The organism is uncultured Aquimonas sp. (assembly GCF_937888285.1).
Lineage (GTDB): Bacteria > Pseudomonadota > Gammaproteobacteria > Xanthomonadales > Xanthomonadaceae > Aquimonas.
On record NZ_CALART010000030.1, the window covers coordinates 100,753 to 122,475 of the forward strand.

Consider the following 21,723-nt stretch of genomic DNA (forward strand, 5'->3'; position numbering starts at 1 on the left):
GAATCAGGACAGAGCGAGGATCGACGAGCGTGCAGGTACTGGTCTTGGTGAAAGCCACGGAAGACAGCGAGAAAGGATTCGTCCCATCCCCATGGAGCACCTCCATGCTCGAGGCGATGGGCCGCTTCAACGATGAGCTACGCGCTGCCGGCGTTCTCCTCGCGGCAGCGGGCCTGACACCCTCATCACGCGGCCGACGGATCCACATCGATGGGGAAGCGCGCACGGCTTCGCATGGCCCGTTTCCGGAACCCCGCCATCTCGTCGCCGGCTACTGGTTGTGGGAGGTCAAGGACATGGGCGAAGCGATGGCATGGGCGCTTCGCTGCCCGAATCCCATGCCCGGCCCGAGCGACATCGAACTCCGACCGCTCTATGGCTCGGAGGACCTGAGCAATGACCAGGGCAGTGCGGGTTGAGGGCACTGCATTGCTATCGCGCCCTACACAAGGATTACGCGCCGTAGGTCTGTCTGGCTCGGAACGCGTTACGGCGCTTCTTCATGGGGATCAGCGCCCCTGGCTGCTCCATCCCAGAGCTCGCGCGAGCGCCACGTGCACGCAACGAACCACGGTGCACCACCGGTGTCGATGGCCAGCACGACAAGCGCAAGCGCGCTGATCGGCAGGGAACCAAACCCGAGCAACAGGGACGCGAGGGCAGCAAGAGTGCCAACGACGGGGTAGCCCGAGACGTTTGGGATCGTTGAAGCCCGCAACAGCTTCAGCAGCGGGTAGCGAAAGAAGCTGGTGTAGAAGTTCCTCAAAGCAATCCAGATCGCGACGATCAGGAAGCCTACGGCGATCACCATCGCCAAGCTTGCTGGCGGACCCACAGTTGCCCGCAGAGCCGCGATCAGCGAAAGCACGGCAAGTATGACAGGAGCTGCAGCGACCACGAGCCCGAGCCCCCGACGCCGCCAGTTGCGAGACGCAGTTGTCATCGCGGATCCGTCCGAAATGGCTGGCGCTGCTCAGGACAATCGGATTCATGCGATTCGACCCGGCGTAAGCGCGGTGTGCCGGCGAGGTAGCTACCAGCTTTGAGCTGACTAGTCGAGCGTGGCTGAGTGGGCTGGCGACGCTGGAAGTTCCCCGGCATCACTTTGGCCTTCGGGCGATGAAAGGAAACGGCCCGTGGACCGATCCACGCGCTCGTCGCCCCCACAAACTGTCCTCGCGGAGGCGGGGACGGGGCCCAGAGCATTCACCTCAGTCGCAAGGCCACTGGATCCCCGCCTTCGCGGGGATGACGGATCAAAGTCTCTTCAAGCGCATCTGCGCAGCAGGTCGTCGCGAGCAACGCTCATGGTGCAGGCGCGAACTCAAGGGGAAGAATCATCAGGAACCTGTCGACCCGCCCGCCAGTGGTGCCGGGATAGAACGTCCACTGGTTGACGGCCTCGATGGCCGGAGCCACGAAGCGATCGTCTGTGGCATCCAGGGCGCGCACGGCGGTGGGTCGCCCGTCTTCGTCGACGACGAATGCAAGCCGAACCGTCGCTTTTGTCCCCGCAGCAAACGCATCGCGGGGATAGGCCGGAGGGACCGAAGTGCGTAGACGAGGCAGCACCCTGCCCTCTGCTGTTCGATCGATGACCTCGGCCACATCAGGAAGATCCGCGTACAGCTGGATCAGCTTTCCTTGATCCGCAGCTGTCGTCGATGTGGTGCGCTCGCTTTCCTGACGATCCAGGTCGTCATTGATCGTCCTCACAGGGTCGCCTTGAAACTGACTGACAGGGGCGCAGCCCACGAGGAAGAAAAGAACTAGGGGCATCCAACGCATCGAGAAAACTCCTGGAAAGGCCAATGGCAGTCGGGTTGACAGCAAACGCCACGCAACATTTCGGCTCTGGGGAGTTTAGAGCAAGGTCCCGCACTTCCAAGCCCCTGAGAGTTCGCTGGGGCGAGTCGCAGCTAGTCCTCACACCCCTCCACCGCCGCCTCGAACTTAACCGCCGCTCCACCGCTCGCCCCCATCACCAGCTCTAGGCTGTCCTCCGCCCGCAACCAGCGCTTCTCGATCCGCATCGCATACGGATTGCTGCGCCAGTTCGCGTCCTCGCCGTCCAGATACAGATGGGCGCAGTAGCGCTCGCCCGCCTCAAGAAAATCCAGCGGCAGGCTCAGCGTGCGCGGATTCTCGTCGGTGAGCGCGCCCAGGTACCAGTCGCGGCTGCCGCGCTGCTGGCGGGCGATGGCGATGTAGTCGCCGACTTCGCCGGCCAGGGCGCGGCTGTCCTCCCAGTCGGTGGGCACGTCGCGGATGAACTGGAAGGCCTGCGGGTGGGCGGCGTAGTGCTCGGGCAGGTCGGCCACCATCTGGATGGGGCTGTACAGCACCACGTAGAGGCTGAGCTCCTTGGCCAGGGTGTGCTGCACGCGATTCACCGCATCGAGGCCCTCGTAGGCCAGGTTGAAGATGCCGGGCGTGTAGTCCATGGGGCCGGAGAGCATGCGCGTGAATGGCAGCAGGGCGACGTGCTCGGGCGGGTTGGGCGGATTGCCCCAGGCGTTGTACTCCTGCCCGCGTGCGCCTTCGCGGGTGATCCAGTTCGGGTAGGTGCGGCGCAGGCCGGTGTCCTTGATCGGCTCGTGGGTGTTGATGCTGATGCGTCGCTTGCTGGCTTCGATCGCGGTGCGCAGGTACTCGTTGACCATGAACTGGCCGTCGTGCCACTCGCGTCGCAGCACGCCGTGCTCGTCGATGCGTTTGATGCCGCCGCCGTCGGCGACGTAGCCGGTCTTGACCTGGCGCACGCCTAGGCGCTCGTAGAGGTCGAAGGCAGCGTCCATCTGCCGCGCATAGTTGCTGACGTGGCCCGAGGTCTCGTGGTGGCCGACGAGGCGGACGCCGCGTTCGCGCGCGTAGGCGGCTACCGCTTCGATGTCGAAGTCCGGGTAGGCGGTGGTGAAGTCGAAGACTTCGCCGTTGTGGAACCAGTCGCCGTCCCAGCCGAGGTTCCAGCCTTCCACCAGCACGCCGCTGAAGCCGCTGTCGGCGGCGAAGTCGATGTAGCGCCTGGCGTTCGCCGTGGTTGCGCCGTGTTTCGGGCCGCTGCCCCAGGTTTCCATGCCCAGATGCATGCCCCACCAGATGCCGACGTATTTGCCGGGCTCGACCCAGCTCACGTCGCCCAGCGCGTTCGGCGCATTGAGGTTGAGGATCAGGTCGGAGTTGATGAGCCCGATGGCGCTGTCGGCGATGTGCAGGCTGCGCCAGGGGGTGACGAAGCCGGCGCGCGTCCGGACGCGCACGCCGTCATGCCAGGGCGTGAGGTCGGCCTTGAGCACGCCGTCGCGCTGCTGGTCGAGCACCATCGAGGCATAGTCGATCAGTGCGGCCTCGTGGATGGCGAGATGGATGCCGCTGGCCGTGCGCAGGGTGACGGGCGTGTGCGCGCGGTCGATCACCGGCAGCTTGGTGCTTCGATAGAGGTACTCGTAGCGGTTCCAGCCGCGGCCGGGGATCCACCAGGCGTCGAGCGTCGCAGGCTGGGGCAGGCGGAATTCGGTGAGCTCATCGAGCAGGTGCAGCTCGGCCAGGCCGTCCTGTTCGGGCACGCGATAGCGGAAGCCGAGCCCGTCGTTGAACACCCGCACTTCGATGTCGAGGCGGTGGTGCGGTGGCGCGATGCGCGCCAGTTCGACGCGCAGCGCGCGGTGGTGGTCGCGCACGAAGCGGCGCTCGCCCCAGGGCTGCTCCCAGCGGCTGTCGTGATCGCTGCTCTCACTGCGGAGGATGCGGAAGCCGGCGCCGAAGTCAGCGGCTTCGCGGAACACCAAGCCGAGCGCGGAGGGCTCGATCAGCGTCGCGTCGTCCCGACGCACGCTGTAGCGCAGCGTGCCTTCGTCGGTGTCCAGCACGAAGCGCGTGCGGCTGTCGGGTGAGCGGATTTCGACGGTGTCATCGGCGGCCTGCTCGCTGGCGGCAGTCGCGGGCAGGCCGGTGCAAACGAAGGCGCCGATCAGCAGTGGGCGGAGGCAGGAGCGAAGCGGATGGACGAACGCACGCATGGGCCGGGTCCGGGCAGCAGAGGTGGCTGCGAACGTAAGCGCAAATGTGTCGGCGGGGGTGGGGCTACATACGTATTCAGGCGACGCGTGCTGGCGCTGCGCGTGTTGGCGGCGGCAGCGCGTGTCGCCTGCGAGTGGGCCCCCACAAGGTCGCAGCGGGATGTCGCCGGCAGGCAGGCTGCCGCATCAGTTCGGCGTGGCCTGAGTGCTGGAGCGGCGAGGCTTCGCGTGGCGCCCGGCCTCTTCTGGACCTGCTGGCGGATGCGCTGCGCTTATCCGCCCTACGTCTCGAGAGACGCCTTGCAGGCAGAGAAGCCGGCGCGCTCTGTTCGCGCTTGTTGGCCACGCGCTCTGCCACCTTTGGAGGAGCCGCGCTTGCCTTGCCTCTGCGGCCGCATCGTGAGACTTCGTTCGAATCAAGGTGTCACTCGAGTCGTAGGGTAGATAAGCGCAGCGGATCTACCATCTTTGACTAGCGACAGCGTAGCCACTGCCGCCAGGCCCGGGGCGCTTGGTGCCGGGCACGGGATCCAATCGACCGCGAGGCTTCGCCCCTACTCCGCCCGATCGACTTCCACCCGGTCACGACCCGCGCGCTTGGCGGCGTACATGGCGGCATCCGCGCGCCGCACCAGCGATTCCAGCGTCTCACCGGGTCGCAGGCGGGCGACGCCGATGCTCAGGCTCAGGGTCGCTGAATCCGCTTCTGCCGGGCTGATGCCCTCGATGCGCAGACGACCGACCCGCTGGCGCAGCTGCTCGGCCAGGCGCGCGGCCACGTCGAGCTCGCAGCCCGGCAGCGCTGCGACCAGCTCCTCACCGCCGTGGCGGGCCAGAAGATCCTGGCCACGCAGGTTCTGCTTCAGGCAGTCCGCGACAGCGGCCAGCGCGCGGTCGCCGAGATCATGGCCGTGGCGGTCGTTCAGCGCCTTGAAGTGGTCGAGATCGATGAACAGCACGCTCAGCGGAGCGGATCCTTCCGCCATCAGTCGGCGCACGCGCTCGCTCCAGGCACGGCGGTTCAGCAGGCCGGTGAGTGGGTCGATGCTGGCCAGCTGCCGGGCCGAGTCGCGGTCGCGGCGCAGCTCCATGCTGCGGTAGGCCAGGCCCGCCGACAGCACCAGCGCTTCGAAGGCGCCCGCCGCCATGCCGGCGTTGTCCAGCCACAGCCAGCGGCTGAAGTGGCCGAACATCTGCAGGCTGCCCATCACCGTCACCGCCAGCAGCGGCGCCCAGCCGACCGCGAAGATCAGCGCATAGCGCGAGCCCCGTACCGCCGCCCAAAGAGCGGCGATCAGCAGCAGCGGGCCGCCCAGGATGATCAGTGGATTGGTCACGCCGCGGCCAAACTGCACCAACGCCTGCACCGGCAGCAGCGACAGCAGGCTGGCGGCGACGATGGCCGCGGCCAGCGCATGCAGGCCCCAGCGCAGCCGCGGCGCGTAATGGCGCAGATTGGCGAAGCGATCGAGGAACATCGCCGCACAGGCCACCGCCGCCGCGGTGGCGATGCGTCCTGACAGCGGCGCGCCGTCCTCTGGAAACGGCAGGCCCAGCGGTGAAGCCAGGAAGGCCGACTGCAGGCCGAGAATCCACACGTAGGCCAGCAGGTAGGCGGCGTACCAGACGAAGCTGGCGTCGCGCAGGTAGGCGGCGAACATCAGCGCCATCACCGCCATGGTGAACATCACCGCCAGGGACGCGCCGGCATAGGCCAGCCAGGCCGCATCCGCGGCGGCGTAGTCGGCCGCAGGCAGCAGGCGCAGCGCCACCGTGGACGGCAGGCTGCCGCGTGCGTCGATGTCGACCGTCAGCGGCGCACCCGCCGCAGGCAGCGACTCCAGACGAAAGGCGACATCCCCGTGCCCGGCATGCACCCCGCGCACCGGATTGAGCGCCCGCGTGGCCGGCCAGCGCTCGCCTGCGGCCTCAAGGCTGATCCGATGCAGCGGTGACACCCGCAGCTGCAGCACCCAGGCGCCCTCGGGCCAGCTGCCAGTGGCCGGCAGGATGCGCAGTCGCGCCTGCGGCTGGGTGGAAGACAGGATCCGGTTGCGCCAACCCGGGTTCGGCAAGGGCTCGAAGGCTCCAGGGGCGTCGTCGTGCACACGCTGTACCTCCACGCGCAGCTCCACCTCGGCCGCGCCGACGACACCGGCCAGCAGACAGAGGAGCAGGAACAGCAGGAGCGCGGACAGGCGCGATGGCGGCGGGATCATGGCTGGAAGGAAGCAGGATCCGCGCCAATGCCGCAAGTGCACATCGATGCGTCACCCCTTCGCAGCGCGCCATCACCCGCCGGATCGGGCGCGGACTGGCTCGATGAACGGTGGATGACACCTCGGCTCACGCGAGGTCCATCCGACCTGCAGAGACTCTCTGCCCACGCCCCGGCACCGGCCAGAACACAGCCACATGACACGCGAATGACGTCTGGATGACCAAGTCACAAATATGTCATCTCAATGCAATATCGTCTGCGCTTTCTCAGCCCAGCCCTGCCCATGACTCCCAAGACTCCTGCCCTGCTGCTGGCGGTGGCTTTGCTGCCCGTGAGTGCGATGAGCGCCGCTTCGAACTGGAGCGTGACGCCCAGCGGCGTGTTCCAGCACGACTACACCGACTACCGCCTGCGCGGCGGCGGATCGGACGGCGCCGATGGTGCGCGGCGCAGCCGCCTGGGTCTGCGCGCACGCCACGCTTCGGGCCTGGAGCTGCGCGGTGAATGGGATTTCGCCAGCGGGGCGGCGACCGATCTGTTCGCCGAGCTGCCGCTGGGCGGTGGGCGCCTGCGGCTCGGCCAGTACAAGCAGCCGTTCTCACTGGAAGAGCTGGGCTCGTCGCGCGACCTGGTCCTGCTCGAGCGTTCGCAGGTGCACGATGCCTCCACCATCGGCCGCCGCGTCGGGGTGATGTGGACCCAGCCGATCGCTGGCCTGCAGCTGCAGGCCAGCGCCTTCGCCGGCAACGCCGAGCAGGTGTCGGGCAGCGCGGGCACCGCCCTGCGACTCGTCCGCACCGCGCGGCCGGACATGCACCTGGGCGTGGCGCTCGCCTACGAGCAGCGCGAGGACGAGCGCCTGCGCCTGCGCGCACGTCCGGAGTCGCGGCTGCTGCCGCTGACCCCGCTCGACGTGGGCAACTTCCGCGAGGTCGACAGCAGCCTGCGCATCGGCACCGAAGCCGCATGGCTGCGCGGCAGCTGGCTTGTGCAGGGCGAGGCTTTCGCGCTGCGGGGACAGCGTCGCGGCGCCGACCCGGACGGCGCAGGCGCCTACCTGCAGGCCAGCTGGCTGAGCGGAGGCCACGCCCGCAGCCTGCGCGACGGCAGCCTCCGCAAGCCGGCCTTCGAGCCGGGCCAGCGCGCCTGGGAGCTGAGCGCGCGCTTGGGCCGCGTGGAGTTCGACCTCGGAGATGATGCGCTGGGCACGCAGACCCAGCTCGGTATCGGCGCTGCGTTCTACGTCGGGCCGCACTGGCAGTTCGCGCTGGAGCACAGCGAATACCGCGCCGAGCAGACGGCCCTCGCGCCGCGCCCCGGCGACTACCGCGGACGCTTCAACAGCCTGCGCGCACAATTCAGCTTCTGAGCAAAGCCGCTTCCGATCGGGGTCACTTACGCGGAGAACCTCTTCTCAGTAGGGCCGGGCATGAGCAGGGCCATGCCGGCCCTTGCGCGCAGGCGCGGCTGGCGCGGCTGGCGCGGCTGGCGCGGGCAAGGTGAGCCTGAGAGCACGCGCTGGCGGATGCGCTGCGCTTATCCTCCCTGCGAACACGAGTGACGCCGCAGCGTCATCGAAGCCGCAGGCAGGTGCGCGCGTAGGGTACATAAGCGCAGCGCATGTACCAGAGCAATGCCACACGCCCGAATCCAGGCAGAGACATCAGGAAAATCGCCGCGTCTGCGTCACCGGCTGGCGGATGCGCTGCGCTTATCCGCCCTACGAACACGAGTGGCGCCGCAGCGTCATCGAAGCCGCATACCCAAGGGCGCCTAGAACATCGCCACACGCCCCTCTCTCGTTCCTAAGCCACGCCCTCACCCACAGGCTTCACGCCCTTGAAGGACTTGCTCGCGCCGACCGGCCCAAGCTCGACCGCAGCGCGGTCGACCACGCGCTGCACGCGGAGATCGATCAGGGTGGCCTGGTTTGGGCGCAGCACCTGCCGCAGCAGGGTCGGCTCGGCGTGGATCGCCGCCGCGGCGTAGCGAACGAAGCCCTGCTCGGGCCGCACCCGCAGCTGCAGGCCCAGGCGGTCCACCCCGGGCCGCGCTGGGCGCAGCACGCGCTCCGGTTTGCGCGGATCGGCGATGGCCTCGCTGCCGGTCATCAGATCGTGGTTGAACAGGAAGCTGAGCGTGCCCGCATGCCGGCTGTTGCGCTGGCGATCGCGCAGGAAGCCCTCCGGCAGCAGGTTGGGGCTGTCCTGCACGCCGGTCAGGACCAGGTCGTAGTCCTTCAGCGCATGGCCTTCGCTGTCCTGCAGCCTGAAGATCACCAGGCTGCTGCGGTCGTGGATGTGCACGCGATCCGGCAGCACCGGCACCTGCTCGATCTCGACCCGCTCAGCGGCCTGCACCGCCTCGGATTCCGCATCGAAGGCATCGGCCAGCGCCGCATAGGCCGCAGGAGTGCCGACCTGCAGGCAGCGCAGGATCGCCCGCACCGTCTCGTCGCCCTGCCCGCCAGCCTGCGCCGACACGCCGCGCAGGATGCCCATGCTGGCGCCCGAGTGGGCGACGCCGGCCATCAGCCGGAAGGCGGTGCGCGGCGCGCGCTTCAGACCGCCGACCGGCTCCAGCCGTCCCGGGTCACCGCCGCGGCCCTGCTCGAGCACCAGCAGGCCGGCATTGAGGTTGGCTGAAGCGACGCGCACGACACCGTCGCTGGCGCTCTCGCCGGTGTAGGGGTTGAGGTGGTCATAGAGCTTGCGATCGATGCTCTGCCCGGTCAGCACGAAGGGATAGACGCCGCTGCCGTCGTCGCCACCGGGCGCGCCGAAGCGGCCGCGGCACCAGGCCTCGTTGAGCGCCCAGGCCTCGGGGCTGCCCTGCTCCAGCCAGTCGAGCACGCCGGCGCCGGGCTCCACGCCCTGTGCGAGGGTCTTCAAGCGACTCAGGCGCCCCTTGCCGAGCTGGGCCAGGGCGCTGCCGAAGTTGGCCGGCGCGAGCATCACCAGGTGGCTCATCGGGCACGGCGGGGCGCTGCGCGGCTGCACGTGGTAGCGCCACCACCATTCACGGGCCAGCGGGCCACCGGTGCTGTGGGTGATCACCGCGAAGCGGCGGCCGGCCTGGACCAGGGCGCCGAGCTCGCGCTCAAACGCCGCCTGCAGGGCGCGGGCAAGGTCCTCCATCCGCACTTCGTCGTGGAAGGACACATAGCGACCGAGGTGGATGTCGCGCAGTTCGAGCCCTGCACCGCGCGCCGCGTATTCGGCCGCCAGTCGCTCCGGCAGGCCGCCGTAGGTTTCGGTGCTGGTCACCGACCAGCCGTGCAGGAAGACGAGGACATCGGGCAGCGGCATGGCGGTCTCCACGGAATGAATTCGGCGCCTGCGCAGTGAGGCTCCAGCAGCGGAGTGCCGAGGATGGACCTTGACTCAGCGGCTGGGCGCCCGCCCACCTTTGGTGCGACATGCCAAACGCCCCTGTGTGCGGTCTCCCCGCTGACGGCGCCCGCGCAGGCGCCGCGCAGGGCTACGGCACAGGCGTATCCGCAGGCGCTGGCAGTTGCTCGTCGATGAAGGCCAGAAGGATGTCCATGAAGGCCTGCGGATGGGTTTCCATCGGGTTGTGCGCGGCCTCCTCGATCCATTCGAGGCGGGCGCCCGGCAAGGCCTGCGCGGTGCGCTCGGCCGCTGCAGGCGGCACCCAGGTGTCGCGACGCCCCCAAATGATCAGCTGGGCGGCGGGCAGCGCCGCCACATCCAGGGCTTCGGTGGCCGCCCCCTGCGCCAGCACGCGCGGCGCGGTGCCGGCCAGCAGCAGCGGCGTGCGATAGCCTTCGAGCTCGGCTTCGGTGGGCTCGCGTCCGTAGGCCGAGGCCAGGCGTGCGGCGAAGCGCTGCGGTTCGAGCATGTGGTAATGCGCGGCGACTTCGGCCCAGCGCGAGAGCGGCGGGTACTGCAGCAGGCCGGCCAGCGCACCGGGCGGTCGGCTGCGTCCGCCCAGCCCGCCGTCGACCAGCACCACGCCGGCGGCCTGTGGCCCCAGCGCCGCAGACACCCGCGCCGCCACGCTGGCGCCCATCGAATGGCCCACCACGATCACCGGCAGCTCGCCCGCCTCATCGCGCACGATCTTGGCGACGCACTGCGACAGCGGCGCATCGGGCTCGCCGCGCGTGGTGTAGCCGTAGGGCGGCAGGTCGATGGCCAGCACCTCGTGGCCACGCTCGGCCAGCGCCGGGCCGGTCAGCCGCCACGAAAACGTTGAGCCGGCGAAGCCATGGATCAGCACGATGCGCGCGCGTGAGGCCGCGCCCGACGCCGGCATCCAGCGCTGGAAATGCCAGCGCAGCCCGCAGACTTCGGTGAAGCGCCCTTCCAGATAGGGCGACTTGCGCGGCGGCAGGCCGCGCCCCGGCATCGGCAGCAGATAGGGCAGCACCGCAGCCATCACCAGCAGACCCAGCAGTGCCACGCCCACGCGCTTCAGGACTCGCATCGTTCACCCCCCCATCGACCGGCGGCGAGCATGCCAGCGGCGGACCCCGCATCGCCAGTGGCGAGGGCGCGCTGCACTACACTGCGCGCCATGTCCGACCTCGCTCTGCTGCTGTTCGGTGCCGCCCTCGTCAACAACTTCGTGCTGGCGAAGTTCCTCGGGCTGTGCCCGTTCATGGGCGTGTCGCAGCGCTTGGACTCGGCCCTCGGCCTGTCGCTGGCCACGGCCTTCGTGCTGACCCTGTCCTCGGGGCTGGCCTGGGCACTGCAGGCCTGGCTGCTGGAGCCGCTGGAGCTCGCCCATCTGCGCACCCTTGGCTTCATCCTGGTGATCGCCGCCGTGGTGCAGTTCACCGAGCTGCTGATGCGCGCGCGGGCGCCGCTGCTGTATCGCGTGCTGGGCCTCTACCTGCCGCTGATCACCACCAACTGCGCGGTGCTGGGCGTGGCCCTGCTCAACGTGCAGGCGCGGCACTCGCTGCTGGAGGCGCTGCTGTTCGGCTTCGGCGCCTCGCTGGGCTTCGCGCTGGTCCTGCTGCTGTTCGCCCAGCTGCGCCAGCGCCTGCAGCTGGCGGACGTGCCGGCCGCATTTCGCGGCACGCCGATCGCGCTGATCACCGCAGGCCTGATGGCGCTCGCCTTCATGGGCTTCGTCGGCATGGACCGCTGAAGCACACTTTCCGCGAATCAGGGCACCGGCACGCCCGCGCCAGCGCTCCACAGCGCATGCCAATCCTCGCGCGACAGCGGCAGCCGGGTCGCCGCGACCGCTTCGGCGATGCCCTCCGGGCGCTGGCTGCCGGTGATCGCCAACGGCCGGCTCGGATGGCGCAGTCCCCAGGCATAGGCGACGGTGGCAGCGCTGACGCCGAGCTCGGCGCCGATGCGATCGAGCTCGGCGCGCACGCGCTGCGCATCCTCGTCCTCACCCTTCAGCAGTCGCCCGCCGGCCAGTGGGCTCCAGATCATCGGCTGCACGCCGAGCTGCTGGCAGTGATCCAGGGTGCCGTCGTGCAGCACGGCGCGCGCCAACGGACTCAGCTCGACCTGCTGAGTGACCAGCTCGACCGCCGAATCCAGCAGTTCGAACTGCGCCGGGCTGAAGTTCGACACGCCGAAGCGCAGCACCTTGCCGGCGCGCTGCAGACGCTCGAACGCGCCCGCGACTTCGGCTACATCGAGCAGCGGATCGGGGCGGTGGATCAGCAGCAGATCGAGATGATCGGTGCGCAGCGCATGCAGGCTGTGGTCGACGCTGGCGGCGATGTGCGCGGCCGAGGTGTCGTAGCTCTTGAGGCGATGCCCCGGCCGCGCCGGCGAAACCAGACGGATACCGCACTTGCTGACCAGCTGGATGCGCGCACGGATTGATGGAGAGATCGCCAGCGCCTCGCCGAACAGCCCCTCGACCGCGTAGTCGCCATAGATGTCCGCGTGGTCGAAGCTGGTGACGCCGAGCTCCATGCAGCCCTCGATCCAGCGCAGCCTCGCTTGCGCATCCATGTCCCATTCGGCCATGCGCCAGCAGCCAGCGACGACCGGGCTCAAGCCATGGAAGCGGGCGCGTGGGAGGCTGCGGGTAGGGGAGGTGTTCATGTGCGTTCCAATGAGCGAGGCAGAGCGTGCAGCACGCGGCGCGCGGTGGGCAATTTGAAGCCCCTCTCCCCCTGAGGGAAAGGGGTTGGGGAGAGGGGGCCATCTCGCGGCAAGATCACCCCTCTCCCCCGGCCCCTCTCCCACGAGGGGAGAGGGGAGAAAGCTGCGCAACTGCGAGGTGTCGCCCACTCGGAAGAGTTGCAGCCTTCAGAAACGTAGCGGCCCGGCGCTTGGCCGGGCCGCCTTATGCATCCACCGCGGTGATCAGACCAGCTTGATCTCGCGCAGCCGCTCCATCAGGTAGTCGTGCGAGCTGATCGGCTCGGGGTAGCGGTTCGGGTTTTCCGCCGAAATGCACTGCGGCAGGGTCTCAATCAGGAAGTCAGGATTCGGGTGCAGGAAGAAGGGCGTGGAGTAGCGCGGCTTGCGCGCGGCCTCGCCCGGCGGGTTGGTGACCCGGTGGGTGGTCGAGGGATACACATGGTTGGTCAGGCGCTGCAGCATGTCGCCGATGTTGACCACGATGGTGTCCTCGTCGGCGGTGAACGGCACCCACTCGCCCTTGCGCGACAGCACTTCCAGGCCGGCCGCGGATGCGCCGACCAGCAGGGTGATCAGGTTGATGTCCTCGTGCGCGCCGGCGCGCACGTTGGGAATGTCGTCGGCGGTGATCGGCGGGTAGTGGATCGGCCGCAGGATCGAATTGCCGAAGTTCGTCTTGTCGGCAAACCAGTCGGCCGGCAGGTCGATGTGCAGGGCCAGCGCCGACAGCACGCGCGAGCCCAGCTGGTCGAGCGTGGTGTAGAGACCGTAGGCCACCTCCTTGAAGTCGGCGACTTCGCTGGGCCAGAGGTTGGCCGGCATCACGTCCGCGTACTTCGAGTCGCGCGGGATCTCGCGGCCGACGTGCCAGAACTCCTTCAGATCGAAGTGTTTGGCGCCTTTGGCGGTCTCGATGCCGAACGGGGTGTAGCCGCGGGCGCCGCCGCTGCCGGGCACGTGGTACTGCTTCTTGACCTCGTCCGGCAGCGCGAAGAAGCGCTGGAACACGTCGTAGGCGCGGTCGATCTGCGCCTGCGGGATGCCGTGGCCGCGGATGCCGCAGAACCCCCACTCGCGATACGCCGCGCCAAGCTCGGCGACGAAGGCATCACGGTCGGTGTCGAAGCGACGGATATCTAGGGTGGGGATGGACATTTGGTTCGCCTTCGTTGTTGGCAGTGGCGGAGTTCAGGGTTCTGGGGTTTGGAGGCGACGGGATTCGGGATTGGGGATTCGGGATTCGTAGAGCGCGGTCGTCAGCGCGCGGCAGACGTTAAGCGCTCGCTCCGTTGACGGCTGAATACGGGGCGAGTCCAAGAGGCTCGCCCCAGTCGCAAGGCTCTAAAACGAATCCCGAATCTCCAATCCCGAATCCCGCCGCCGTTGAAGCCGCGCTAAAGCGCGGCTTCAACAGCGGAACGCAAGCGCTGCTGCACATCCAGCAGCAGCGCCTCGTCGTCCGCTTCGACGGTAATGCGGATCAGCGGTTCGGTGCCGGAGGCGCGCAAGACCAGCCGGCCCCTGCCCTCCAGCCGGGCTTCGGCCGCCTTGGCCTCGGCCTGCACCCCTGCCGACTCCAGCGGCTTGGCGCCCGGGGTGATGCGCACGTTCACGGTCTTCTGCGGGACCCAGCTCAGGCCCTCCTGCAGGGCCTTCAGCGACGTGCCGCTGCGGCGCAGCGCCTGCAGCACCTGCAGTGCGCTCACGATGCCGTCGCCGGTACTGGCCTTGTCCAGCACCAGCACATGGCCCGAGGCCTCGCCGCCGATCAGCCCGCCGTGGGCCTTCAGCTGCTCCAGCACGTAGCGGTCGCCGACCTTGGCGCGCACGAAGGGTATGCCGCGCTGCGCGAAGGCTCGCTCAAGGCCGTAGTTGCTCATCAGCGTGCCGACCACGGTGCCGGGGTTCTCGCCCTGGGCCAGGCGGTCGCAGGCGAGGATATAGAGCTGGGCATCGCCATCGACCAGCCCGCCCTCGGCATCGACGAACAGCACGCGGTCGCCGTCGCCGTCGAAGGCGATGCCGAGCGCGGCACCCGAGCCGCGCACCAGCGAACGCAGCGCATCCATGTGGGTGCTGCCGCAGTCCTGGTTGATGTTGAGCCCGTCGGGCGAGACGCCCATCGAGATCACGTCGGCGCCGAGCTCGCGGAACAGCTCGGGCGCGATCTGGTAGTTGGCGCCGTGCGCGCAGTCGAGCACGATCTTCATGCCGCGCAGGCTGAAGCCACGGTCGACCGTCGACTTGCAGAAGCTGCTGTAGCGCTGGGCGGCATCGCGGATGCGCACGGCCTTGCCCAGCTGCTCGGACTCGACGGTGCTGAAGGCGCGCTCCAGCTCGGCTTCGATGGCGTGCTCGACGGCGTCGGTCAGCTTCTCGCCGTCGGCGGAGAAGAACTTGATACCGTTGTCGTAGTGCGGATTGTGCGAGGCGCTGATGACGATGCCGGCGTCCGCACCCAGCTGGCGGGTCAGGAACGCCACGCCCGGTGTCGGCATCGGCCCCAACAGCATCACGTTGGCACCGGCGGCGACAAGCCCGGCTTCCAGGGCCGACTCGAACATGTAGCCGCTGATGCGGGTGTCCTTGCCGATCACAACGCCGGCATGGCCCTCGCGGGCCAGCACGCGGCCCGCCGCCCAGCCGAGCTTCAGCACGAAATCGGCCGAGATCGGGCCTTCGCCGACGCGACCGCGGATGCCGTCGGTGCCGAACCAGCGCTTGCCGCTCATGCGCCCGCTGCTTCCGCGGCGGGCTCGGGCGCCGGACGCGGCGCCTTCATCAGCATCGCCAGGATCGCGCCGAGACGCTCGCGCATCTCGCGCCGGTCGACGATCAGGTCGATCGCGCCGTGGCTCAGCAGGAACTCCGAGCGCTGGAAACCTTGCGGCAGGGTCTCGCGTACGGTCTGCTCGATCACGCGCGGGCCGGCGAAGCCGATCAGGGCCTGCGGCTCGGCGACATTGAGATCGCCCAGCATGCCGAGGCTGGCGGAAACGCCGCCGGTGGTCGGGTGGGTCAGCACCGAGATGTAGGGCAGCCCGGCCGCGCGCAGGCGACCCAGCGCCGCCGAGGTCTTGGCCATCTGCATCAGCGAGAACAGGCCCTCCTGCATGCGTGCGCCGCCGGTCGCGGCGAAGCAGACGAAGGGCATGCGCTCGGCCAGGGCGTACTCGGCGGCACGGGCGAACTTCTCGCCGACCACCGAGCCCATCGAGCCGCCCATGTAGCGGAACTCGAACGCGCAGGCCGCGAGCGGCAGGCCCTTCAGGCGGCCGTGCATGGCGACCAGGGCATCCTTCTCGCCGGTCTGTTTCTGCGCGGCGGCGATGCGGTCCTTGTACTTCTTCTGGTCGCGGAAGCGCAGGGCGTCGGTCGGCTCCAGGTTCGGCGCGATCTCGACCGCGCTGCCAACGTCCAGAAACATCGACAGCCGCTGTCGCGCACCGATCGCGTGGTGGTGTCCGCACTTGGGGCAGACCTCGAGGTTGCGCTCCATCTCCGGGCGGTAGAGCACGGCGGTACAGCTGTCGCACTTGCTCCACAGCCCTTCGGGCACGCCGCGCTTGTTGCCGCCCTCGGTGCGGATCCGCGAGGGCATCAGTTTGGAAAGCCAACTCATGGGCGAGATACCCGCCTGCCTTTGGGAAAGGGGCAGGATTCTAACAGGCCACCCGGATGCCGCCCCAGCCGGCGCCCGCTGCGCACTCAGCGGGCCAGCGATCGGGGAGCGTGGAGGCCAGCGGCAGTCGCGACGGTGTGCACCGGCGGCGGCCTCGGGTTCGCCGCAGCCACTGGCTCAGGCCCTCACCCGGCAGAGGCGCGGCTGGCCGGCGCTTCGACGTGCCGGCGTCTGCCTCGCACGGGCTCAGCGACCGTCGAACAGGCTCACAAACAGCTCGGGGTCGGCGGGCCCGCGGTGGCTGACAAAGCGGAACGGCGCCAGCGGGCCCGCAAGCGACCACCACAGCGAGAGGTTGGCGTCTTCGTGGAAACCGGCCAGCAAGCGCTCACCGTCAGGCGCGGCGACATGGCGCGCATTGGGCTGGATCAGGCGATCCAGCAGCGCATCCGGCGTCAGCAGCTCGTGCAGGGCGGCCGGCATGCACGCGGCCACGCCCGCAAGCTCGCGCACCACGGCGGCGCCGTCGACGGGCGCGCGCAGCGGGCGCCAGACCATCAGCGGAAAATAGCGGCCGACACGGTCGACGCTGGGCATCAGGGCGCCCGCGCAGGCCTGTTCGCAGAGGCGCCCGGCGGGCACCACGCACTGCCAGACCGGGCTGACCAGGTAGGGCTGCAGCCAGTGCTCGGAGGACGCCTGCAGGGCCAGCATGCCGCCCGCCAGCCAGGCATCGACCCGACGCACGCCGTCGCCATCCGGGCCCCGGCTGACGAAGTCACCGAGGGCCGGCAGCTTGCCGAACAGACTGGTCTCCAGCATCTCAGGCACGCGAAGGACAGCGGAAGCGCACCAGCTCGCGCATCTGGAAGGGATTGCGCACGCTGTTGGCGATGATGTCGAGCTGGACCCGGCGTCCTTCGATGTCGAGCGTGGCGTTGAAGCGCTCTGGGCCCGAGCCCACCCGCAAGCCGGCGGCATCGAACATCCGGAACAGGGCCCAAGGCCCTGTCCAGGTCTGGGTGCGCTCACCGCTGGCGGCGCCGGCGGCGACCGCGCGGATGGTGCCCTGGCCCTGCCCCGGCCAGGTGACGCGGAAGGCGTTGTTGGGACCGTGGTCGTAGGTGAACTGCTGGCCGTCAAAGTCGAGGGTGAGCCGCTCGATGCTCGGGTCCATGGTCAAGACGCGCAGCTCGAAGGACAGGTCCATGGTGCCGCCGCGCGGGAAGAACACCTCACGGATCGCCGCCGCATTCTGGAACGGCGCCATCGACACGGTGCTACCGCTGGCCTGGCGCAGCAGCCAGTTGGGGCCCGTGGTGTCGGTCTGCGCGGCAAGTCGGTTGCGGAACACACCGTCGAATCGGCCGCCCGGCGAGAACAGGGTCTGGAAGTCACCCAAGGTGACGTCCTTGATCGAGCTGCGGGTAAACGGGTAGCGATCGGCCAGGGCATTGCGGCAGAACTGCCCGACCTCGGCGTCGATCTCGGCCGCCAGCGACTGCCGCACATTGCCTTCGGCGAACTGCTGGCTGCTGTCGGTGAGCCCTTCGACCATGCCGCGCACCATGTCGGGTAGATACGCCGCTTCGGCGCGAACCTTGGCCAGCATTTCGGTCGGCGGCACTGCCTGCGTGCGCGCCTGGATGGCCTGCTCGACCGATCCGAGGCCGGAGTAAAGTTCATTGAACATGTTGAGGATCTGCTCGACTGGCGCGCTGGCAGAGCCGTCGCCAACCAGCTGATGCAGGTAGGCGAAGTGGTCATCGACCAGAACCTGCTCGATGTTCTGCTCCATCCGGTTCGGCGAGAGCAGGTCGACCGGGCCTGCGATGCGCTCAACCGAGGAGCGCTCGGCGTTGAGCCGGCGCTCGGCGCGCGCCATGAAGGAGTTGCTGTCGGTGGTCTCCTCGGTCTTCGAGAGGCGGGTCTCGCGTGCCACCGCCTCCAGCAGGCGACGCAGCGGCGAGTCGGCGCGCGCAGCCAACACGCGCGCGAACTCGCGGCTTTCCATGATGCTGCCGGGCTGCTTGATCCGCACGTCAGCGAGAAAGGCCGTCCACTTCTCGCGGTATTCGTTGAGGTAGAGCTCGCGCATCTGCCGCGGCAGCACGCCCTGCACCTGGTCGCGCAGCTGGCGCTCGGTGGTGTGTGCGGCCCGGCCCAGCACCCAGGCTTCCTCGTCCTGCATGCGCCCGATCACCGAGCGCACTTGGGGCAGGAACACCTTGTGGTAGCCGTGATGGGTGAACAGGCCCGGCACGCCGGTGCGCAGGCCCTTGCCGCTGGCGCTTTCGAACACCAGCGCGGCGCGGTCGCCGCCGAGGTCCGCCAGCGTGAAGTCACGCATCGGCTCCTCCAGCAGCTCGCGCCGCAGGCGACTGTAGCCGCGCTGCGCCAGCGAGAAGCCGCCCAGGCGGTCGCGCACGCGCTCGACCAGCGGCTCGTCCATGACCCGCGTCGGCAGCACCTGGCCCTCGTGCAGCAGCCGCTGCAGATGATGCAGCAGCAGCTCGCGTTCGCTGGCCGGCATCGAGGCCGGCAGGCTGGTCTCGAAATCCTCACGGACAAAGGCCTCGACCTCGCGCGCCACGTAGTGCTCGGGCTGGTGCAGCATCAGGTACACGCGCAGCGCTTCGTAGCTGAACTCGAGGTTGTCCTCAGGCGCGCTCTCCAGCACCACATGCACGCGGTCAACGATCTGCGGCAGCAGCACCGCCTCCAGGCTGCGGCGGTAGGTCGATCGCGCCGCCGCATCCAGCTTGAAGCCCTGGAACAGCCCGAAGCGCAGCCGCAGCGGCGGCTCGGTGGCGGCGAAGTCGGGGCCGTCGGCCACGCCTTCGATCGCGCTCAGGATCGGCAGCATCACCTTGGTCGTGTAGTTGTTGCTGCGCCGCGCCTCGGCGAGGTGCTCGGCGATCACCTCGGTGCTCTCGTCGACGTAGCCGATATAGCCGAGGTTGCCGCGATAGCTGCCGAGCATGCCGATGCCGAACACCACCGCCGCCGTCAGCGCCGCGAGATGCCCGGCGGCACCCAACCAGCGCTCACGCCGTTCGGCGCGTCGATTACGCCCGGCCAGATGCGCTTCGGGCAGCACCACCTTGTGCAACAGGTCGTACAGGAAGAAGCTGCGGCCGCTCTGGGCCTGGCTGGGCAGGGCCACGCGCGCATCGAAGCCGAGGCTGCGCTGCAGGCTGCCGAGCAGGCGATCGAAGCTGCTGCCGTCCTGGGTGCCACTGGTGAAGTAAATGCCGCGCAGCATGGCCGCCGGCCCGAAGCGTTTGCCGGCGAAGACTTCGCCCAGCACCTCGCGCAGGGGCGCGAGCAGACCGGCGAAATGCTGGGGCAGCGCATAGGCGCGGGCTCGCCGCGCCGGGTCGAGTTCATGCAGCAGCACCTCGGGCAGGCGCTCGAACAGGCGACGGTTCAGCGCTTCGAGTTCGCGCTGCAGCAGCACGTCGAGATCGTCACGTCCCGCCTCGGGTTGCGCCGGCAGCGGCAGGGTGGCGCCCCAGACCTGGGCGCGCTCCTCCTTGCTCAGGCGCTCGAAGAACTCGTTGAATCCGCCGAGCTGGTCGGCCTTGGTCACCAGCACGTAGATCGGAAAGGCGATGCCGAGGTTGCCGGTGAGCTCCAGCAGGCGTGCACGCAGGCGCTCGGCGTGGCGGCGCCGCTCGGTTTCGTCCGCCGACAGCAGATCCTGCACGGACAGAGTGAGGATGGCGCCGTTCAGCGGCTGGCGCGGGCGGAACCGCTTCAGCAGACCGAGAAAGCCCTCCCACTCGGCGCGATCGGCCTCGGCATTGCTCTCCTGGGTGGTGTAGCGGCCGGCGGTGTCCAGCAGCACCGCTTCTTCAGCGAACCACCAGTCGCAGCTGCGGGTGCCGCCGACGCCGCGCACGCTTTCCTTGCCGAGCGTCTGCGCCAGCGGAAAGCGCAGTCCACTGTTGACCAGGGCCGTGGTCTTGCCCGAGCCGGGCGCGCCGATGAAGACGTACCAGGGCATCTGGTAGACATAGCGGCGGCCGAGCCGCGACCAGAAGCCCTCGCCTTCCCTGCCGCTGAAGCGGGTGTCGCGCATCTGCACGAGCGCACGCTGGAAGTCCGCGCGCAGCGCGTCCAGCGCCGGCTTGTTCGGGTCTTCCGGGCCTTCGGGCTGGCCGCGCAGGCCGAGCACGGCGTCGACCAGGCGCGCATTCATGCGCTTCGCGCGCCAGACCCGGGCAATGATCCGCAGCAGGACCAGGCCGAACAGCAGGCCGATGATCCACAGGCGCACGCGCACCGGCTCCAGCGGCCGCCACTCGGCGAAGGCGAACAGCGGCCCGGCGAACCAGATCAACAGCGCCAGCAGGACCAGGCCGAGCGCAATGAACACGCGGCGGTGGAACAGCAGGCCGAACAGACGCGCGAGCATCAGCGCACCTCCCGCACGAGCTGGGCCGGCGTGGCGAACACCGTGATCTCGACGCGACGGTTCTGGGCGCGGCCTTCGGCGCTGGCATTGTCGGCGACCGGACGCGCTTCGCCGCGGCCCTCGTACTCGATCTGGAACTCGCCGCCCAGGGTTCGTCCGAGCACAAGGGCGACAGAGCGCGCGCGCTCCACCGAGAGTTCCCAGTTGGACGGGAAGCGCAGGCTGCGGATGGGAATGTTGTCGGTATGCCCCTCGACCAGTACGCGCGGACGCACCGGCAGCTCACCGATGGCTTCGGCCACGCGCAGGATGATGCGCTCGTACTGCGGCCGCGGCGCCGTGCTGCCCGATTCGAACAGCCCGCTGCCATGCAGGATCACGGTGCTGGCTTCGGCCGACTCGCGCACGCTGACCAGGCCCTGGTTGATTTCTTCCTGCAGGAAGCGCGAGAACACCACCGGCGGCGGCGCCTCGCGCGGCACCACCGGCGCGGCCGGCACTTCGAGTTGGGTGATGGCGACGAAGCGCGGGGTCGAGCGCTCGCCCAGCAGGATCGACAGCGCGATGTAAAGCGCCACCAGCAGGGCAAGCGCCAGCGTCGCGCTGGCCCAGACCGGGATCATCCGCCAGGCCCGCGGCCGCTCGGCCGGCACGCCCTCCCAGCGCGGCGACAGCGGCGCGGGCGCCTGCCCGCGCTGGCTGGTGATGATCTCCAGCAGGCGGCGGCGCAGGGTTTCCAGCTGCACCTGGCCGTTGGAAATGATGCGATAGCGGCCCTCGAAGCCGAGGCAGATGCAGTAGTACATGAGCTCCAGCAGATCGATGTGCTGCGACGGCGCCTGCGCCAGCTTGGCCAAGAGCTGGAAGAACTTCTCGCCGCCCCAGGTTTCGTTGTGGAAGGTGACGAGCAGGCTGTTGCGCGACCACGCGCCATTGCCGCCCCAGGGTGTCTGCGCCGCGGTCTCGTCGAGCACGGTGCACAGGCAGTAGCGCGCGGCCAGCACGTGCTCGTTGCTGACGCCAAGCCCCTTGGCGGTCGCCTCGAAGCGGCGGACCTCGTCGACCAGATAGGCGCGCAGCCGATCAGGCTCGGCGTTGTGCACGAGGGTGCGGATCTGGAACACGAGGTTGAGCAGCGGATTGGCCGCCGCCAGCAGCGGCGTGCCGCCGGCGCGCACGTCGAAGCGCGCCGGCAGGTCCGGCGCCGTCAGGGGCTCGCCGGGCGCCGCGGCGCCTCCGGGGCTGGGCATCACGAAGGTGCGGTTGTTGGGCTGCTGCCCGATCACGGCGGCGGTCATGGGTACGCGCGTCCTCCGGCGCGCTCCGATCGATGCCGGCGCGCCGCGGTTTCAGGA

The 21,723-nt window shown here is 69.1% G+C and carries 16 protein-coding genes; 3 read left to right on the forward strand and 13 right to left on the reverse strand.

The genetic code is table 11. From position 1 onward, the window contains the following. Positions 1–47: 47 nt before the first annotated feature. Positions 48–419, forward strand: coding sequence for a YciI family protein (locus Q0654_RS08480; RefSeq protein ID WP_343230132.1), 372 nt, complete (start codon positions 48–50; stop codon positions 417–419). A gap of 68 nt (positions 420–487) precedes the next feature. Here Q0654_RS08480 and Q0654_RS08485 read toward each other — a convergent pair whose 3' ends face one another. From Q0654_RS08485 to Q0654_RS08500, 4 genes are all read right to left on the reverse strand, one after another. Continuing rightward, the gene (locus tag Q0654_RS08485; protein WP_298852707.1) at positions 488–811 is read right to left on the reverse strand and encodes a hypothetical protein; all 324 of its coding nucleotides are present in this window, start codon (positions 809–811) and stop codon (positions 488–490) included. Positions 812–1,305: 494 nt separating this feature from the next. Beyond that, positions 1,306–1,788: an energy transducer TonB gene (locus Q0654_RS08490; RefSeq protein WP_298852709.1), complete on the reverse strand. Its 483-nt coding sequence runs from the start codon at positions 1,786–1,788 to the stop codon at positions 1,306–1,308. A gap of 131 nt (positions 1,789–1,919) precedes the next feature. Continuing rightward, positions 1,920–4,019 (reverse strand): glycoside hydrolase family 97 protein, encoded by a 2,100-nt coding sequence (locus tag Q0654_RS08495; protein ID WP_298852711.1) that lies wholly within the window; start codon positions 4,017–4,019, stop codon positions 1,920–1,922. Between the two features lie 554 nt (positions 4,020–4,573). Beyond that, positions 4,574–6,238 (reverse strand): diguanylate cyclase, encoded by a 1,665-nt coding sequence (locus tag Q0654_RS08500; RefSeq protein ID WP_298852713.1) that lies wholly within the window; start codon positions 6,236–6,238, stop codon positions 4,574–4,576. A gap of 285 nt (positions 6,239–6,523) precedes the next feature. On the opposite strand from Q0654_RS08500, the gene Q0654_RS08505 reads away from it, so the two are divergent. Continuing rightward, positions 6,524–7,609, forward strand: coding sequence for a porin (locus Q0654_RS08505; protein WP_298852716.1), 1,086 nt, complete (start codon positions 6,524–6,526; stop codon positions 7,607–7,609). 436 nt (positions 7,610–8,045) lie between these two features. Here the strand turns inward: Q0654_RS08505 and Q0654_RS08510 are convergent, their stop codons facing one another. Beyond that, positions 8,046–9,548, reverse strand: a complete 1,503-nt coding sequence (locus tag Q0654_RS08510; protein WP_298852718.1) for a phospholipase — start codon at positions 9,546–9,548, stop codon at positions 8,046–8,048. A gap of 172 nt (positions 9,549–9,720) precedes the next feature. Then, entirely contained in the window at positions 9,721–10,689 is a 969-nt protein-coding gene (locus tag Q0654_RS08515) for an alpha/beta hydrolase (RefSeq protein WP_298852720.1), read from the reverse strand. 90 nt (positions 10,690–10,779) lie between these two features. Here Q0654_RS08515 and rsxA point away from each other — a divergent pair, with 90 nt between their 5' ends. Beyond that, a complete protein-coding gene (rsxA, locus tag Q0654_RS08520; protein ID WP_298852722.1) occupies positions 10,780–11,358 on the forward strand; it encodes an electron transport complex subunit RsxA in 579 nt (192 codons plus the stop codon). Between the two features lie 17 nt (positions 11,359–11,375). On the opposite strand, the gene Q0654_RS08525 is transcribed toward rsxA, so the two are convergent. From Q0654_RS08525 to Q0654_RS08555, 7 genes are all read right to left on the reverse strand, one after another. Then, the gene (locus Q0654_RS08525; RefSeq protein WP_298852725.1) at positions 11,376–12,284 is read right to left on the reverse strand and encodes an aldo/keto reductase; all 909 of its coding nucleotides are present in this window, start codon (positions 12,282–12,284) and stop codon (positions 11,376–11,378) included. Between the two features lie 264 nt (positions 12,285–12,548). Continuing rightward, on the reverse strand, positions 12,549–13,481 hold the full coding sequence (locus Q0654_RS08530; RefSeq protein WP_298852729.1) for a 2-oxoglutarate and iron-dependent oxygenase domain-containing protein: 933 nt from the start codon (positions 13,479–13,481) through the stop codon (positions 12,549–12,551). Between the two features lie 239 nt (positions 13,482–13,720). Then, positions 13,721–15,058: a phosphoglucosamine mutase gene (gene glmM / locus Q0654_RS08535; protein ID WP_298852731.1), complete on the reverse strand. Its 1,338-nt coding sequence runs from the start codon at positions 15,056–15,058 to the stop codon at positions 13,721–13,723. Beyond that, entirely contained in the window at positions 15,055–15,948 is an 894-nt protein-coding gene (accD, locus tag Q0654_RS08540; RefSeq protein ID WP_298852732.1) for an acetyl-CoA carboxylase, carboxyltransferase subunit beta, read from the reverse strand. The genes glmM and accD overlap by 4 nt, the downstream gene beginning before the upstream one ends. Positions 15,949–16,194: 246 nt before the next feature. Continuing rightward, positions 16,195–16,770 carry a type VI secretion system-associated protein TagF gene (gene tagF, locus Q0654_RS08545; protein WP_298852779.1) on the reverse strand — a complete coding sequence of 192 codons (576 nt, stop codon included), beginning with the start codon at positions 16,768–16,770 and terminating at the stop codon, positions 16,195–16,197. 1 nt (position 16,771) lies between these two features. Beyond that, positions 16,772–20,368 carry a type VI secretion system membrane subunit TssM gene (gene tssM, locus Q0654_RS08550; RefSeq protein ID WP_298852734.1) on the reverse strand — a complete coding sequence of 1,199 codons (3,597 nt, stop codon included), beginning with the start codon at positions 20,366–20,368 and terminating at the stop codon, positions 16,772–16,774. Further along, a complete protein-coding gene (locus tag Q0654_RS08555; protein ID WP_298852736.1) occupies positions 20,368–21,666 on the reverse strand; it encodes a DotU family type VI secretion system protein in 1,299 nt (432 codons plus the stop codon). The genes tssM and Q0654_RS08555 overlap by 1 nt, the downstream gene beginning before the upstream one ends. Between the last annotated feature and the right edge of the window lie 57 nt (positions 21,667–21,723).